Origin of the sequence: Idiomarina loihiensis L2TR (assembly GCF_000008465.1) — a bacterium.
Classification (GTDB): domain Bacteria; phylum Pseudomonadota; class Gammaproteobacteria; order Enterobacterales; family Alteromonadaceae; genus Idiomarina; species Idiomarina loihiensis.
On sequence record NC_006512.1, the window covers coordinates 1,037,154 to 1,055,442 of the forward strand.

Annotated in this window: 12 protein-coding genes; 5 read left to right on the forward strand and 7 right to left on the reverse strand. The window is 46.1% G+C overall.

Annotation, left to right across the window (positions count from 1 at the left end):
- Nucleotides 1-35 precede the first annotated feature (35 nt).
- From carA to grpE, 7 genes are all read right to left on the reverse strand, one after another.
- Nucleotides 36-1,181: a glutamine-hydrolyzing carbamoyl-phosphate synthase small subunit gene (gene carA / locus IL_RS05015; RefSeq protein ID WP_011234232.1), complete on the reverse strand. Its 1,146-nt coding sequence runs from the start codon at nt 1,179-1,181 to the stop codon at nt 36-38.
- Between the two features lie 158 nt (nt 1,182-1,339).
- Complete coding sequence (dapB, locus tag IL_RS05020) at nt 1,340-2,146, reverse strand: 4-hydroxy-tetrahydrodipicolinate reductase (protein WP_011234233.1); 807 nt, start codon at nt 2,144-2,146, stop codon at nt 1,340-1,342.
- The gene (locus IL_RS05025) at nt 2,146-3,378 is read right to left on the reverse strand and encodes a dicarboxylate/amino acid:cation symporter (protein WP_011234234.1); all 1,233 of its coding nucleotides are present in this window, start codon (nt 3,376-3,378) and stop codon (nt 2,146-2,148) included. Before IL_RS05025 ends, dapB begins: the two co-directional genes overlap by 1 nt.
- A gap of 129 nt (nt 3,379-3,507) precedes the next feature.
- Complete coding sequence (locus tag IL_RS05030; protein ID WP_011234235.1) at nt 3,508-4,344, reverse strand: M48 family metallopeptidase; 837 nt, start codon at nt 4,342-4,344, stop codon at nt 3,508-3,510.
- Between the two features lie 49 nt (nt 4,345-4,393).
- Nucleotides 4,394-5,548, reverse strand: coding sequence for a molecular chaperone DnaJ (gene dnaJ, locus IL_RS05035; protein WP_011234236.1), 1,155 nt, complete (start codon nt 5,546-5,548; stop codon nt 4,394-4,396).
- Between the two features lie 102 nt (nt 5,549-5,650).
- The gene (gene dnaK, locus IL_RS05040; protein ID WP_011234237.1) at nt 5,651-7,579 is read right to left on the reverse strand and encodes a molecular chaperone DnaK; all 1,929 of its coding nucleotides are present in this window, start codon (nt 7,577-7,579) and stop codon (nt 5,651-5,653) included.
- A gap of 105 nt (nt 7,580-7,684) precedes the next feature.
- A complete protein-coding gene (gene grpE / locus IL_RS05045; RefSeq protein WP_011234238.1) occupies nt 7,685-8,350 on the reverse strand; it encodes a nucleotide exchange factor GrpE in 666 nt (221 codons plus the stop codon).
- A gap of 142 nt (nt 8,351-8,492) precedes the next feature.
- On the opposite strand from grpE, the gene nadK reads away from it, so the two are divergent.
- The 5 genes from nadK (at nt 8,493) to IL_RS05070 (ending at nt 18,279) form a co-directional block, all read left to right on the forward strand.
- Nucleotides 8,493-9,371 (forward strand): NAD(+) kinase, encoded by an 879-nt coding sequence (gene nadK / locus IL_RS05050; protein WP_011234239.1) that lies wholly within the window; start codon nt 8,493-8,495, stop codon nt 9,369-9,371.
- A gap of 80 nt (nt 9,372-9,451) precedes the next feature.
- On the forward strand, nt 9,452-11,116 hold the full coding sequence (gene recN, locus IL_RS05055) for a DNA repair protein RecN (protein WP_011234240.1): 1,665 nt from the start codon (nt 9,452-9,454) through the stop codon (nt 11,114-11,116).
- A gap of 86 nt (nt 11,117-11,202) precedes the next feature.
- Nucleotides 11,203-11,553, forward strand: a complete 351-nt coding sequence (locus tag IL_RS05060; protein WP_011234241.1) for an outer membrane protein assembly factor BamE — start codon at nt 11,203-11,205, stop codon at nt 11,551-11,553.
- Between the two features lie 30 nt (nt 11,554-11,583).
- A complete protein-coding gene (locus tag IL_RS05065) occupies nt 11,584-14,307 on the forward strand; it encodes an insulinase family protein (RefSeq protein WP_011234242.1) in 2,724 nt (907 codons plus the stop codon).
- 90 nt (nt 14,308-14,397) lie between these two features.
- Entirely contained in the window at nt 14,398-18,279 is a 3,882-nt protein-coding gene (locus IL_RS05070) for an EAL domain-containing protein (protein WP_081423215.1), read from the forward strand.
- Nucleotides 18,280-18,289 lie beyond the last annotated feature (10 nt).

Sequence of the window (18,289 nt, forward strand, 5' to 3'; positions counted from 1 at the left end):
GCTACGGATGACGGCATCGAATATTATTCGACGAATCAGGCTTTGGCCTGCATCAATTCAATAAATTGGTCAAACAGTTCACTGGCATCGTGCGGCCCCGGACTTGCTTCGGGGTGCCCCTGGAAACTAAAGGCTGGCTTATCTTTGCGACGAATACCCTGCAATGTTCCATCGAACAAAGATACGTGAGTCACTTCCAGGTTATCCGGCAGCTGTTTCTCATCAACGGCAAAGCCATGGTTCTGGCTGGTAATCATCACCCGTTTCGTTTTTAAATCTTGTACCGGGTGGTTAGCACCGTGATGACCAAACTTCATTTTCATGGAGTGCGCACCACTGGCAATAGCCAATAATTGATGACCAAGGCAAATACCAAAAATTGGAATCTCTTTATCCAGTAAGGCTTTGATTGCTGTAATCGCATAATCACAAGGCTCAGGGTCGCCCGGGCCATTCGATAAGAAGACCCCATCGGGTTTTAATGCCAGTACATCCTCGGCCGACGTTTGAGCCGGTACGACTGTAATCTTACAGTTTCGGTCAGCCAGCAAACGCAGAATGTTGTGTTTACAACCGTAATCATAAGCGACTACATGGTATTTATTCTGCTCTGGTTTGGTATGGCCTTCGCCCAGCTGCCAGCTACCGCCCTGCCAGTCATAAGGCTTATCGCAGCAAACTTCTTTCGCAAGATCCATTCCCTTTAAACCCGGAAACTTCTGAGCCAGTTCCTGGGCTTTATTTTCATCCAGCTCGCCAACCATAATGCAGCCATTTTGCGCACCTTTTTCGCGCAAAATGCGAGTTAAACGACGCGTATCAATATCTGCAATCCCCACCACGTTGTGACGTTGCAAGTAAGCACTTAGCGTCTCTTCACTACGGAAATTGCTGGCTTTCATTGCCAAATCTCTAATGATGAGTCCTTTCGCCCAAACCTGATCAGACTCTGCGTCTTCAGAGTTAATACCGGTATTGCCTATATGGGGATAAGTGAGAGTAACGATTTGTTCTGTATAAGATGGGTCAGTAAGAATTTCCTGGTAACCTGTCATGGCCGTGTTGAAGACCACTTCGCCGACTGCAGAGCCTTCGGCTCCGATAGCGGTTCCGCGAAACACGGTCCCGTCAGCAAGCACCAGAATCGCTCGTTTAGCGGATTGACTCGCTAGAATACTCAAGGGCAACCTCCGTACATAAAAAAACGGGTAAATCAATAATTTGACTTCCCCGTCTTGCGTCCTGAACCGCGCGTTTTGCCAAATCACGCCGGCCTTCGGACTGATTCAGGCAAATTCTCGCCATTCTACGAAATATTACGAAAATCGTCCAGCAGTATTTATTGCTTGAGCATGCGTTGCAGTATGTCCTGCAAATTTAAGGTGTCCTGCAGGCTATAAAAACCGGGCGCTTGTTCTTCAAGCCATTTGGCGGCACGTAAGGCTCCGTCGGCAAAAGTTTTTCGATTGCTGACACGATGTCCAATCTCAATTCGTTCACCCGCGACCGCCAGCGTAACCTGATGTTCACCGATAATATCCGCTGCCCGCATTACAGAAAAACCTATCCCCTCTTCGCTGCGCAGTCCATCAGCGCGAATACCATCGTTAACCTGATCCCAGCTTTGCTGTCGGCCTTTCGCTGCAGCCTGTCCCAAACTCAGTGCGGTTCCCGACGGGCCGTCTTTTTTGTGTCGGTGATGCGCCTCAAAAATTTCAATGTCGGCATTAGGTAATGCTGCACTGCTTATACCAACCAGCTGTTCCAGCAAAGCGATGCCGATGCTGGTATTACTAGCATACAATACCGGTACAGTCTCGGCTGCCTGTGCCAGCCGTTCTTTCTGTTCTTCGCTTAACCCCGTAGTGCAAACAACAATAGGTAATTGATATTGTTCAGCAAGCTTCAGGTTTTCAGTGAGTGCTTCAGGCAAAGAAAAATCAATAAGGACATCAACCTGCTCGGGCTGCAATTCGTCGGCGCTAATAAAATGAACGGGCTCGTTCTCTGTCGCACTGTCGCCGTAACTGTTACTGCTTTTTCTGACAATGGCTGCACCCAGCTTAGCTTCGTTATCGTCCGCCAAAGCCTGAATAACCGCTTGTCCCATTCTGCCTGAGGCTCCGAATACGCCCACATTGATCATTATTTTGACTCCGTCGCTAAATGAGTTTGATCCTGCAACAGGTTTTCACTACGCGCAACAACTCTAGAAACCATCATATCGCCGGTCACATTAGTCAGGGTTCGGGCCATATCAATGATGCGGTCAATAGCAGCGATAAACGCAATGCCTTCTAAAGGCAACCCAATAACATTAAGGGTAACAGTTAACATTACCAGAGCAGTACCCGGTACGCCCGCAGTTCCCACCGAAGCCAGCGTTGCTGTTAGCATGATCAAACCATAATCCATCCACTCTAACGGTATTCCGTAGAGCTGCGCAATAAAAATAGAAGCAACAGCCGGATAAATACCACCGCAACCGTCCATATTAATGGTGGCGCCTAAAGGCAAAACGAAGCTGGCGTAATCCTTCGAAACCCCCAAACGTTCGGTGACAGCCCGGTGCGCTGCCGGTAAAGAGCCGAATGAACTGCACGTGGTAAAGGCGACAATCTGTGCATCAAATATCGCTTTGAAGAATTGCCAGGGGCTCATGCCGCCTGCAGTACGAATTAAACCACCGTAAACCACGACTATGTGGATAAGACAAGCCAAATAAATAACACCAACAAATTTCGCCAGAGGCAGCAAGGTACTAAAACCGTATTCACCAATAACCCAGGACATTAAGCCAAGTACACCAACAGGCGTTAACTGCAGCACCATACGGGTAATTTCATACATGACTTCAGCGCCTGATTTTATCGTCTTACGCAAAGGTTCACCTTTGCCTTTTAAACGCTGAATAGCAATACCGACCAAAGCAGCAAAAACAACGATTTGCAGTACATTACCTTCGGTTAAAGCAGCAAAAGGATTACTCGGCACAAAATTGAGGAAAACCTGGGCGATGCCAGGAATTTGCTTTTCATTTTGCTCCGTTGCGGTCAAGGTGGCTACGGGGCTCATATCAATTACACTGGCCAGAGTTAAGCCGATAGCACTGGCAATCACTGCGGTCAGCATAAATAAGCCAATGGTTTTAGCACCCAAACGACCTAATTTCTTACCATCATTCAAATCCGTAATGGCACTAACAATGGCACAAAAAATAAGCGGCGCGACCAGCATCTTAATGGCTTTTATAAATAAATCACCAAGAGGCTTAAGCGCAACGCCAACTTCGGGAGCCAGCCCACCTATAAGCATGCCTAATACAAAGGCACCTAAAACACGTTGCCAAAATGGAATTGCAAACCACGCTTTAAACATAATTCCCCAGCCGCTTTATAAAAAATGGGAGCTAGGGTAAAACGTTAAAGAGAAGGTCAAAAAGAATAAATTGAACTAGGTTATAACCTTTTGAAAGGCAGAGGGAACGGAGTCATTCCCTCTGTTACTTTATGTGTTTGAACTGCCAACCGATGCCGGACGTTGACAGTCTGGCGTATTCCCCGCGGCACGAGCCGCAGAATAACGCTCTTGCAACGACGGAATCAGCGCTTCAAGGTCTTTAATCCGAGTTTGGGGATTCGGGTGAGTTGACAACAGCTCGGGCGGCGACTCACCGTCTGAGGCCGATTGCATATTACGCCAAAGCTCAGGAGCCTCTTCCAGTTTGAAGCCAGCGTCAGCCATATATTCCATCCCCAATTCATCCGACTCCGATTCATGAGTGCGTGAATAAGGCAGCAGGATACCAACCTGAGCTCCTACGCCCAACGCGGCCATTAATAAACCGGCTTTATCGTTGTCCAGTTGAGTACTGGCGAGAATACCGCCAAGCTGTAAGCCAAGCCCGACCATCATGTTGCTGGAGATGCGTTCATTACTGTGCTCAGCAATAACGTGGCCAATTTCATGCCCAATAACTGCAGCAAGCTGATGCTGGTTTTCGGCAACCTCTATCAGGCCGTCGTATACGCCAATATAACCACCGGGCAGAGCGAAAGCATTGACCGTAGGCTCTGCAAAAACAGTAACTTGCCAGTCCATCTGACTATAATTTCCTGGCAAATTTTCTATTAATGCATCGCTGACACAACGCACGTAAGCATTGACCTCAGCATCGTCATTAATTTTCTGTTCTTCGCGCATTTCTTCGTAGGAGGCAGCCCCCATTTTATTCAATTCGCTACTTGAATAAAGTTGCAACTGCGAGCGTCCCGTCGGAGATTTTGCACAACTGGCCAGTACAACCAACGTACAGGCACTTAACGCTACTGTCTTCCAATTCATTGACTGCCTCCGCCCTTTTAATCACTCACTTACTATAGTGATAGACAATCTAGCTACGTAAGTCATCAAAGAATTGTTTCACGCCGTCGAAAAAACCTTTTTCTTTGGGTCGGAATTTTGCGGCTTCATCACCGGTACCCATTGAATCTTCAAGCTCTTCCAACATGTCACGTTGCTTAGATGACAGATTTACAGGGGTTTCAATCATCACTTTGCAAATCAGGTCGCCGACTTCCCCCGTGCGAACTGACTTAACGCCTTTACCACGTAACCGGAAATGTTTACCCGTTTGTGTCTCTTTAGGCACTTTCAGTTTTACTTTGCCTTCCAGAGTTGGAACCTCAATGTCACCACCAAGAGCCGCTTTAGTAAAGCTTACAGGGACTTCACAGAACAAATTATTGCCGTCGCGGGCAAAAATAGGATGCTCCCGTACGTGAACCTGAACGTATAAATCACCTGCCGGTGCGCCATGTTCGCCCGCTTCACCTTCATTCGCTAAACGAATGCGGTCACCGGTATCGACCCCCGCCGGAATTTTAACCGACAAGGTTTTAGTCTCTTCTTTACGGCCATGACCATGACATGTGCGACAAGGATCTTTAATAATCGTGCCGGTTCCACGACATTGAGGACAAGTTTGCTGCACGGCAAAAAAGCCCTGGCGCATCTGAATTTGACCTGAGCCATGACAATGACCACAGGTTTGCGGCTTACTACCTTTTTTCGCACCACTACCATTACAGTCGCGACATTCTACCAGCGTTGGAATTTCTAGCTCAACGGTTTTACCCCGAACCGCTTCTTCCAGCGACATATCCAGGTTGTAGCGCAAATCTGCGCCACGTTGCGCGCGGGCTTGCTGACGTCTGCCGCCGCCAAAAATATCACCGAAGACATCACCAAAGATATCAGCAAAATCAGCACCGCCACCGCCGAATCCGCCTGCACCATGGCCAGCTCCGCCCTGGCGTGCCTGTTCGAAAGCTTCATGCCCATATTGATCATACATCTGGCGTTTCTGAGGATCAGAAAGAACTTCGTACGCCTGCTTAATCTCTTTAAACTTAATTTCCATATCTTTATCACCCTCGGTTCTGTCCGGGTGATACTTCATTGCCATACGTTTGTAGGCTTTTTTAATGTCACGTTCATTGGCGTCTTTCGATACGCCCAGAACCTGATAAAAATCTTGCGTCGCCATAATTTCTTCGTCTTCTATCTGTGCTGTTTGTCAGCCTGATACAAATACACGGGTATTACCTTGCGGCAACACCCGTGTGCTTTTGCGAAGTTGCCTTAATGCTTACTTCTTATCGTCGTCTTTGACTTCTTCAAATTCAGCATCAACGACATCATCATCCGCTTTGGAAGACTGCTGTTCACCGCCAGCTGCACCTTCAGCACCTTGTTGTGCCTGTTGCTGCTGAGCTGCTTCCATCAGTTTCTGTGATGCTTCCATCAACGCCTGAGATTTCGCATCAATGGCTTCTTTATCACCATCTTTAGACGCTTGCTCAAGTTCTTCACAAGCTTTCTCAATCGCGTCTTTGTCTTCCTGAGACAAGGCATCGCCAACTTCTTTCAGTTGATTACGGGTTGCGTGAACCAAACCGTCTGCCTGGTTACGTGCCTGCACCATTTCTTCAAACTTCTTGTCTTCTTCAGCATGGGCTTCAGCATCTTTAACCATTTTATCGACTTCAGACTCATCCAGGCCAGAAGAAGCTTTGATAGTAATCTTCTGCTCTTTACCCGTGTCTTTATCTTTGGCTGATACGTGCAGAATGCCGTCCGCATCAATGTCAAAAGTGACTTCGATTTGTGGTACACCACGAGCTGCTGCGCGAATGCCTTCCAGGTTAAACTGCCCCAGAGATTTGTTATCCCCTGCGCGTTTACGTTCACCCTGAATAACATGAATGGTTACCGCGGACTGATTATCTTCAGCCGTTGAGAAGGTTTGCGATTCTTTAGTCGGAATCGTAGTGTTCTTCTCAATCAGTTTCGTCATTACGCCGCCCATGGTTTCGATACCCAGCGACAGAGGACAAACATCCAGCAACAATACGTCTTTAACGTCACCTTGCAATACGCCAGCCTGAACCGCAGCACCCACTGCAACAGCTTCGTCAGGGTTCACATCGCGACGTGGTTCTTTACCGAAGAAGTCCGTTACCGCAGCCTGTACTTTCGGCATACGAGTCTGACCACCGACCATGATAATGTCCTGAATGTCGCTGACAGACAGATCCGCATCGGCTAAAGCCTGTTTCAATGGCTCAAGCGACTTCTTGATTAAATCTTCAACCAGTGATTCCAGCTTCGCACGGGTCACTTTAATGGCCATGTGCTTAGGACCTGCGTTGTCTGCCGTAATGTACGGCAAGTTCACTTCGGTCTGCTGCGCTGACGACAGTTCAATTTTCGCTTTCTCTGCGGCTTCTTTAAGACGCTGCATAGCTAATGGATCTTTACGCAAGTCCATGCCCTGGTCTTTTTGGAACTGCTCAACTAAGTAGTTGATTAAACGGTTATCAAAGTCTTCACCACCTAAGTGTGTATCACCGTTAGTTGCCAGTACTTCGAAGGTATGCTCACCTTCAACTTCGTCAATCTCAATAATAGAGATATCGAACGTACCACCACCTAAGTCATACACCGCAATCACGTTGTCGCCGGACTTCTTGTCCATGCCGTACGCTAAAGCAGCGGCTGTTGGTTCGTTAATAATACGTTTTACGTTAAGACCAGCGATTTTACCGGCGTCTTTGGTTGCCTGACGCTGGGCATCGTTAAAGTATGCCGGTACAGTAATTACCGCATCCGTTACTTTCTCGCCCAGAAATTCTTCGGCGGTCTTTTTCATCTTTTTCAGGACTTCCGCAGAAATTTGTGGTGGCGCTTTTTTGTCACCATCAATTTCTACCCATGCGTCACCGTTGTCAGCCTTAACAATTTTGTAAGGCATAATACCGATATCACGCTGTACTTCTTCGTCCTGAAAGCGACGGCCAATTAGGCGCTTAATCGCAAATAAGGTTTTATTTGGGTTGGTTACTGCCTGGCGTTTTGCCGGTGAACCGACCAAAATTTCGCCATCGTCAGTAAATGCAACTACTGACGGCGTTGTACGGTCGCCTTCGCCATTTTCAATAACGCGAGCTTTGCCACCATCCAGTACAGCAACGCAAGAGTTTGTTGTACCTAAATCTATACCAATCGTTTTACCCATGATTCGTCTCCAACTTCTGATTCATGTAATTTGTTTCGTTACCCCTTATCTGGGGTGCCTATGTTCGAATTTCAATACCCAACACAGGGATAATTTTCGATTTTGTTACGCTTTTGTATCCACACCCGAGTTCGAGTTACGCGCCACCATTACCATTGCCGGACGCAACAGGCGTCCATTCAGCTCGTAGCCTTTTTGCATTACCGCCATAATAGTATTGTTCGGATGCTCATCGGATTCCTGCATCGACATGGCCTGGTGTTGATCCGGATTAAAGGCTTCGCCTTCTGCACCAATTGCTTTTACACCGAACTTTTCCAGAGTTGAGGTTAAATTTTTGTAGGTAAGCTCAATCCCCTCTACAAAGTTTTTGTTCGCTTCATCTTCTTTATCAGCCAGCTGTAAAGCACGCTCCAGGTTATCTACAGAGGTTAGTATTTCATTAGCAAACTTCTCCAGCGCAAACTTATGTGCTTTTTCAACATCCTGACTGGCCCGGCGACGAACATTTTCCATTTCAGCCTGGGTGCGCAGTACCGAGTCGCGTTGATCATTTACTTTCGCTTCTGCTTTACTTAAAGCTAATTCCAGCTCAGCAATGCGATCCGTTTGCTCTGATGACTGTCCCGCAGTTTCAGTTTCATCGGCTGCTACGTCCTGCTGCAACGCCTCTTCCGCTGCCTGTGCAGCTTCCTGTTCAGCTTTTTGCTGCTCAACGGTCGGCTCATCAGCCGCTTCGTTTTTCTGTTTCGAATCGTTTTTGTCGGTCATAAGTGACTCTCTTTAACCAGTTTAAAATTAAGGTTGCAAGATTAATGGGGGCAAGTTTTTTTCTTTCAAGGGGATTTCTCTTACTTGATAAATTTTCTTGCTCATCGTAGCGTAAGCACACGAACGCATAAGGATCCCGTTAATGAGCGCTTTTACAAAGATTGGGTTACTCGGCAAAGCCGACGACCGTGGTACCCAGTTAACTTTAGAAACGATTACCACGGCTTTAATTCATCGTGGTTTTGCGCTGTGTCTGGAAGCACGTACGGCGGAGCAATTAAACCTGCCGGAAGAAGTTGAGACGCTGAGCCTGCCGGACTTAGGTGAATGGGCCGAAATTGCTATTGTCGTCGGTGGTGATGGCAACATGCTCGGTGCTGCCCGCGCCTTATGTGAGTATGATATCGGTGTTATCGGCGTCAATCGCGGTAATTTGGGCTTTTTAACCGACTTAGACCCTGACGAAGTCATGACGCCTTTGTTGTCTGTACTTAATGGAAACTACCACGTAGAAGAACGTTTCCTGCTCTCCGCCGAAGTCATTAACAACGGCAGTTCATCGGGTACCGGCAGAGCAATTAATGAAATTGTCCTGCACTCCGACAAAGTCGCGCACATGATAGAGTTTGAACTCTACGTGAACGACCATTTTGTCTTTAGTCAACGCTCTGATGGTTTAATTTGCGCCACTCCAACCGGCTCTACCGCCTATTCATTGTCAGGCGGCGGCCCTATTTTGCATCCCGGTCTGGACGCAATGACTCTGGTGACTATGTTTCCCCATACTTTAAGCAGTCGGCCAATTGTCGTCGACGGTAACAGTGAAGTCAGGTTGAAAGCAGCTTTCGACAATGACTTACTGCAAATCAGTTGCGATGGACATGTCAGGATGACAGTACACCCCGGGGATGATGTTATTATTAAAAAATACCCTAAAGCCTTACGTATGATTCATCCTATTGACCACAACTACTATCACGTATTACGTAATAAACTAGGCTGGGGTAGCCGACTTTTTTAAACAGGATACTTGCATTTCGACGCAGCTACTGTATAAATACTGTATAACCTGTATATATCAACAGTATTGGAGCGAAGATTATGTTATCCCAATTAACTATTCGCAACTTTGCAGTCGTTAAATCTTTAGACATTGAATTTCACAACGGCATGACCGCTATCACCGGTGAAACCGGCGCCGGTAAATCTATAGCTCTGGATGCCTTGAGCCTTTGCCTGGGTAGTCGGGCCGATGCTAACTGGGTTCGTCCGGGCCAGGAAAAAGCGGAAATTACAGCTGTTTTCGCTTTGGAAGATGCCAGCCCCGCCCATCAGTGGTTAACTGAAAATGAGTTTGATGCTGATGATGACTGCGTTTTACGTCGGGTTATTCAGCGCGACGGACGCTCCAAAGCATGGATTAACGGAACACCGGTTCCCGTCAGTCAGCAAAAATCCCTTGCACCTCTGTTAGTTAACATTCATGGTCAGCACGAACATCAACTATTGTTAAAAGAGGAGCATCAATTAACGCTACTCGATAGCTACGCCCGCCATCAGCACTTATTAGACAAAGTCCAGCAAGACTATAAAAACTGGGCTTCAGTTGAAAAACAATACCAAAGCTATCAGCAACAAAAAGAAGAGCTGGAAGCCCAGCGTCAATTACTTGAATACCAGGTTAATGAGCTGAATGAGTTCGCGCTAGCTGATGGCGAATTCGACGAGCTGGAGCAAAAACACAAACGCTTAAGTAACAGCAAGGTTTTACTCGAAGCTGGCGTGTTTGCTTTAAACGCTCTTTACGAAGGAGAGCACAATAACGCATCCAGCCTGGTTCAGTCAGCCAGCCAACGCTTAGCTGAAGCTGAAGAGATGGATACCGCGCTTTCTCCTATTAACCAGTTACTGCAACAGGCGAAAGTACACATTGAAGAAGCGGCACTTGAATTACGCCAGTATCAGGACGACTTAGAGCTCGACCCGGGCGAACTTCAGATTATAGAAGACCGCTTAAGCGCCGCTATCCATTTAGCGAAGAAGCACCAGATACCCGGCTCGGAACTGAGCCAGCAACACAAAAAGCTAATAGATGAGCTTGATAATCTGGAACAAGCCGGTGAACAAGCCGAGAAGCTTGACGAAGACCGGCAGCAGGCTCGCAAAGTTTACCGTGAGAGTGCCCTTAAGCTTTCCGCTAGCCGCGAGCAGGCAGCTGCGGAATTAAGTCAAAAAATAAGCAGCTCGATGCAAGAGTTGAATATGCCCCATGGTCGTTTTGTTATTCAGGTTGAACATGATGCCAGCGCCCGGGCTACCCGACTGGGTACCGATGAGGTCGAATTTCTGGTCACAACCAACCCGGGACAACCCATACAGGCGCTGAATAAAGTCGCTTCCGGGGGTGAACTTTCACGAATTAGCCTTGCCATACAGGTGATGACCGCAACACAGAAAACGGTTCCTACCATGATGTTTGATGAAGTTGATGTTGGCGTCAGTGGCCCTACGGCATCAATAGTGGGTTCTATGCTTCAGGCTTTGGGGAAAACCTCTCAGGTTATTTGTGTTACCCACTTACCACAAGTCGCGGCTAAAGCTCATCAACAATTGCAAGTGAGCAAGTCAACAGATGGAGCCGAAACTGAAACCGCAGTGGTTGCGTTATCGAAAGAACAAAGAGTTGTGGAGCTGGCACGCTTATTGGGCGGCGACAAGGTCACCGACATGGCGAAAGCTAACGCGAGAGAATTACTCGCCAGTTAAATTCGTTCTATACTGGCGTTCGGGTAAGTCATTGTTTATCATCGACGCCAATACAATCAATTGAGATTAATTTTAATAGGTATTTCATGTCAAGATTTGGAGTTTTTCTAGTTGCCGTTATAACCTTAAATGGCTGTTCTCTTCTCGATAAAATGGTATATCGCATTGATATTCCTCAGGGAAATTATCTTGAGCAAGACGATGTCGACAAATTGCGTGTAGGAATGACCGAAGAACAAGTGGTTTTTGTGCTGGGAACCCCTGTTGCGCAGAACAGTTTTGACTCTGACCGCTGGGTATACCTTTATAAAATGGATCCCAATTCAGGTGAGGATTACCGTAAAGAACTGGTACTAACCTTCAACGACAAGCGCTTGCAGGATTTTAAAGGCGACTTTGATAAACCAGAAGACTTTAATCAGGCACTGGATCAGTAACTCGCCTCGAAATCTATATCAAGGAGAATTATGGCGAACTCTTCACCTAACGATGAGGTCGTCCGTGTTGTCCGAAGTTCTGGAGACAAACGAGACTATCAGCACCTGACATTAGAGAACCAGCTTAAGGTGTTGTTGGTTCACTGCCCTGATAGCCAGAAAGCCGCGGCGTCTGTCGCGGTAAATGCCGGCCACTTCGATGACCCTGAACATACTCAGGGGTTGGCTCATTTTTTGGAACACATGTTATTTTTAGGAAGCCAGGCGTTTCCTGAACCCTCCGCTTTTGGACACTTCTTAAATTTGCAGGGTGGCCAGCACAACGCCTGGACCGGCACTGAATTTACTAACTATCACTTTGACTGCAATGCTAATGCACTGCCACAGGCGCTGGAATTTTTTTCCGCTATGCTGAAAAAACCATTGCTGTCGGAGAGTTGGATAGACAAAGAAATAAGTTCTATAGAGTCGGAGTTTCGCCTGAAACAGAATGATGAACTCCGACGCTTGTATCAGGTTCACAAGGTTACGGCTAACCCAAAACACCCTTTCAGTCAGTTTTCTGTGGGCAATCTTAATACTCTCAGACACGATGAGCACGGTACCTTAAAAAGCAAATTGCAGCTTTTTTTTAATGAGCATTACGTAGCGCAAAGAATGCGGCTGGTCATTGCAGGGCCTCAATCTATTGCTAAACTTAAGCAATTAGCACACCGCTACTTCGCTGACATTAAGCAGCAACTTACTAAAAAAACTTCTATTAATGCTCCTCTTTATCGCAAGGAACAAAAAGGAGTATGGATAAAAGTTAAGCCCATCAAAGCAGCTTACCGTCTTATTTTGACACTACCGTTACCGAGTATCGACGCAGACTACCCGCATAAAACCACCAGCTTTATTGCGCATTTATTAGGCTACGAGGGTCCGGGAAGTTTATTTAGTTCGTTGCGTTCGAAGGGTTGGGTCAACTCACTTTCAGCGGGCGGTGGCATTAGTGGTAGTAACTTCAAAGATTTTAATATTAATATCCAGCTTACTGAGTCTGGACGCCACAGAGTTGAACAGGTTGTTCAGTGGGTTTTTGCCTATATACGAAAAATAGAAGCTGACGGGATCGAAGACTGGCGCTACAAAGAGCGCCGTATTACCACAGAAATGAGTTTTCTTTATCAAGAGCCGACTCCGGTCGGAGAATTGGCTAACCAGCTCGCCGTAAACGCTTTTCACTATAAACCGGAAGACACTCTCTACGGTGATTATCGTATGGATGGGTTAAATCATTCCTATGCAGCCAAAACCCTGCAGCAGATGACCGCTGAAAATGCGCGTATTACTCTAATTGCTCCTGATGTCCGTACGACTGACGTCGCGCCGATTTATCATACGGAATATAGTTTGAACCCTATTAGCAAAAAACAGTTTCAGCTATTTTTATCAACACCGGATGACTTCAACTGTCAGTTACCCAAGCCGAACCGTTTTCTCAATTCCCGATTTAAACCTTTACCTCTGGAGTCTGGTGGTTCTTTGCCAACACGATTAGAAGACAGCGCGCAGTTACAACTATGGCACTTGCAGGATCGTGATTTCCGGGTGCCCAAAGGGCATATCTACTTGTCCTTGAGGTTACCCGCGGTAACCAATTCAGCTTTTCACTTCGCTATCGCCAGATTATGGTCTGAGCTTATGATAGATGCGTTAAATGACGACTTGTATGACGCCGAAGTCGCTGGATTGCACTTTAATATTTACCCGACTCAAAATGGCATAACAATACATACAACCGGGCTTTCTGCCGGTCAAATTCCGTTAATGCAACACCTTATCCGGCGGGCTGTAAAAACTCGTTTTGCAAGACGCCGCTGGCAGGATCTAAAGCAAAGTCTGCTAAGTAACTGGCACTCCGCTCATCAGAGTCAACCACTGAACAAGCTTTTTGCTGAACTGAATCAGCAGTTGCAATCCGGTTTATTTCGGCTTAGCGATTTAGCCTGTGAACTGGAGAAGGTCTCTTTCCGTCAGTTTACAATAGAAGTCGCTAAGCTTTTCTCCCCAGTGCATGTTACTGCGCTAGCTCATGGCGACTGGCAAAAAGACGATGCTCTGGAGCTGGGACAGCTTATTAAAAATAACCTCCCTGACCAACGAAGCGCTCCCAACAGAAGACTTCCGGTTAAACGTGTCCGCGACTTCTGTTCGCAGCAATTAATTGTTCCTGCTGAACACTCAGATACCGCTATTTTGCTTTATTTTCAGGGCGAAGATGATACTTCAACCGAGCAAATCAGCTTTATGCTCTTGCAACAGTTAATTCATCAACCGATATTTCAGGCTTTACGAACCGAACAACAACTGGGTTATGCTGCCGGAAGCCAGTACTTTCCGGTACAACGTCTACCCGGAATCTTATTCTTCTTACAGTCCCACGAGTTTGATGCCGATAAACTTTATCAAGCAATACATGACGTGATTAACGTGCAACTTGCTGAGCTTGAGGATCTGACACTGAAAGAATGGCACCACGCTAAGTCAGTACTTAACCAGCAAATTAAGACAATTGATCGCAACTTAAGGGTTCGAAGCCAGAGACTTTGGGGCGCTATTCAACTCGCCGATACAGGGTTCAACCGCCAGCAAGAACTCCTCAGTGCGCTGGAACATTGTCAACTCAGTGACTGGCTAGAACGAATAAAACTGCGTTTAGGTGATAAATCGCAAGCGCTAAGGCTTCAAACCCAAACTCTGACCGAGTAGAATAGTCTTTGACAGTAAGTACCTCTCTCGTTATCTTAACGATATATTAACAATAAAGAGCTGCTAAAGTAGCCATTCAATAGGTTTGTCGTGAATTTTACATTGCCTATCAGAACATTATGCTCTGCTCTTTTTCTATGTATTTTGTTATCCGGAAGCTTTAGCTTTCATGTTTACGCACAGCAGTCCCCCACAGACAATTCAGTACATCAATGGACCTTTAATGATGGCTTACCCAGCAACCATGTAAATGCTATAGCCCAGGGGCCTGAAGGTTTCTTGTGGATAGCGACAGTCAGCGGCTTAACTCGGTTCGATGGCAACGAGTTCAAAAACGGTTTAGCCTTATCTGAGGCGAAGAAGCATTTGCTTCCAGATGATATCGAACATCTGTTTTTTGATACATCGGGTGCACTATGGCTCGGAACTCACAGCGGTCTGGCAAAACTTCAGTTTTCATCAGAACATGAGCTTCATACGTTCGATTTAGCGGGTCATCAGTCTGGTGAACAGATTCGTATAAAGCACATATCAGAAGATGAAAAAGGCCGGTTACTGATTGCTACAAGCAGATTAATTTACCGCCACACTCCCGGAACAAAGGTTTTTGAACCATTAAATCTAAGCTATAACGGCAGTCCCATTCAGCAAGTCAACTATATTTATCACGGAAAGAAATGGAACTGGTTAAGTACTGATAATCAGGGGTTATTTGTTTGGGACGGGTTTTCCAGCGAAGTTTTTGCGGTTAGTAAACAAAACCCAATTACAGAAAAAATACCGGGCAGCCAGCTTTATGCTGCGGTTCACTTTCAGAATCAGCTATGGCTTGCAACAGAGCAAGGTTTGATTCTGCTGGACAAAGATTTACGTTTAACCCCCCTTCCAGATTACCTTAACAACATAGAGAGAGTTAATAATTTAGCATTAACTCAGAACAATTCCGCAATTTTACTCAGTACGGCAAATGGCCTTTATGAATTACGAAATGGGAAGCTCACCCTGCTACATAACGCACCCGCAGCCGCAGCTAAAGAAATTACCCGGGGAGATGTTTTTTTCTTAACCAATAATCAGGGCGTATTTCAAATAAACACGCCTTTTGCTCCGGCTACCCTTGCTTCCAATTTCAATAAAAAGCAAAGCTCAGCAAGCATTAACATTCCGCAACTGATGCAACAAGTATCAGCAGCAATACAAGATGACAACGGTAACTGGTGGTTAGCGACCGAGTTAGGGTTAGTATTTTACGATACAGTCAATGAAGAAATCTCGGAGCTTAATCACTACCCTGATGCCCAGTTTGAGATCAATAAAATGCGTTTATTCGCAAACCAACTTTATCTTGTTGATAATTCCGGAGCCCTATATCAGTACGATATTATTAATAGAGACTGGAATTCACTGGTAACGTCAGCATTATCGGCAACGCCCGATAATTTGAACTTAACGACGTTTAACCATTCGCTTTGGCTGCATACAAAGACCGAAGCCATCGAAATAAACGCATTTGGACAAGTCTCGCAGAAAAAGGTAATTTCTGTCGATAATGAACCGTTAGACAAACCACCCCATATTGATTTAGAAAGAGTCAATAATGCTACATTTATAGCAGACTTTACGGTTCCGTTTTCAGCAGCTCCGGCAGAGTTACGCTATCGCTACAAATTGAGTCATGCAGAAAATAATTGGCAAACTTTAGAGAACAACAGGGCATCACTGCAACTATCTTCATTGCCCTCCGGATCTCATAAACTAGAAGTTCAGGTAGCTTATCGCGAAGACCGTTGGTCGCCATCGGCTGTGGCTCAGCTTGACGTGCCCGCTCCCTTTTGGAAAACGCCTTTAGCCTGGCTCGGCTACATACTTATCATTATCCTGTGCTTGTTCTCGTACTGGCTTTATCAACGCCAGCGTCAGGCGAAAATGCGCCACGACCTTAAACAATATCGGCGGCAGGCTCAAGGCGTCCTATCCAGCCGTTACCAATGCTGGGAGTGGGATCTCGAGTCAGGAGAGCTGATACGACAGAATATCTGGGACAACTGCCCTGCTTTCTCTATTGACGGTATACGGCTAGGCCTATCTGGTGGCAAGTCTAACGTGCATCCGGAAGATCTAAAACGACTACAAAAAAGCCTTGAAGACCATTTAAGTGGGGAGTCTGAGTTGTTCGAATGCAGCTACCGGTTGGACAATCAAGGCAATTGGCTATGGGTATTAGATAGAGGGAAAATCCAAGTTAACAATGAACGGCGAACCATGTTCGGTACGCTAAGTGATATAAGCAGACTGGTAAGCTCTGAAGAACGAATTACAATGCTGGCCTCTTCGATTACGAATATATCTGATGGAATTTGCATCTTCGATCGTTTTTTCCGAAAACGCGAAGTCAATAATGCGTTTGAACGAATTAGCGGCTTCAGTCGTGACCAGGTGCTAGGTCAGTTATTAACGCTTGAGTGTTATCCCGAAAGCTTTGTTAACCAGATAAAGAGGTCGGTAATTAAAGAAGGAACCTGGCGTGGTGAAATCACCGATGTTAAAGCCAACGGTGAAGAGTTCCTGATGGAATTAACTCTTGATGCTGTTAGGGATGATAACGGCGAGGTGTCACTCATTGTTGCCAGTTTTTCGGATATCACCGAAAGGCGCCATACAGAAAACGAACTTCGGCGCCTGTCAAACACAGATACATTAACCGGACTGCCGAACCGCTCTTACTTTCAGGTCAGTCATTCAAATCTGGTCAGGAAAAAGGTTTCACATACTTTATTACTCTTTGATTTAGATGACTTTAAGAAAATTAACGACTCCTTAGGTCATGAGATTGGTGACGAACTTTTATGTCAGGTTGCCGAGCGACTCATGGATATTGGTCGTCGACAGGATACTCTTTACCGTCTGGGTGGAGATGAGTTTGGTTTGCTCATTGAAGACAGCGTGGACATTAACCTAATTGGCGATTTAGCCAATCAAATTAACCTTAAGGTGGCAGAGCCCTACTTTATTGAGCAGCATGAAATTGTCATTGGCAGTTCCATTGGCATTGTACTTTACCCTCACGACGGCCAGACTTCGCAAGAGCTTTTACAAAAAGCCGATATGGCCATGTATCATGCGAAGCAGCGTGGCGGAAACTGTTATCAGTTTTTCAGTCAGTCGATGAACGAAAACGCAGTCAAACGACTCAAGCTGGAAAATGAATTAAGAGCGGCATTAAAGTCTCATAATATTCGGGTTTACTACCAACCGAAAATAGAAATACACTCCGGGCATATTGCCGGACTAGAAGCACTGGCTCGCATTGAGAGTGAAGACGGCTCAATGATTAACCCGGCAGACTTCATTCCTCTGGCCGAAGAAACCGGGCTTATCATTCCCCTGGGCGAAGAAGTTTTACGGCTGGCATGCCGTGATATGAAGCGTTTTATGGCCTGTCAGGGCTCCCCGAAGAGCATCGCTGTTAATTTGTCTGCCCGACAGTTTATGCAATCAAGTCTGGCCTTACAAATTGAGCAAATTTTACGTGAAGAGGGGTTGCATCCTCGCCATGTTGAGTTTGAGATAACCGAAGGCATGGTCATGAGCGACCCTGAACGCGCCATTACTATGATGGAAAACCTATCTGATATGGGTGTAAAACTGGCTCTGGATGATTTTGGTACAGGTTACTCTTCGCTGTCGTACCTTAAGCGTTTTCCTATGAACAGCCTGAAAATTGATAAAGCCTTTGTTGATGACATTACCATCAACGACAAAGACCGTAATATGGTCGCGTCAATTATTGCAATGGCACATAACCTTGGCCTGAAGGTTGTTGCGGAAGGGGTTGAAACTAAAGCTCAGTTACAGACGTTAAAAAGCCTCAAATGCGAATACATTCAAGGCTTCTATTTTGCAAAACCAATGCCGGCTGATGCGTTAATTGAGTTTATTGAGCAGCACAACGAAGTAGCTGCTCAGGTTTAACGTTACTAAT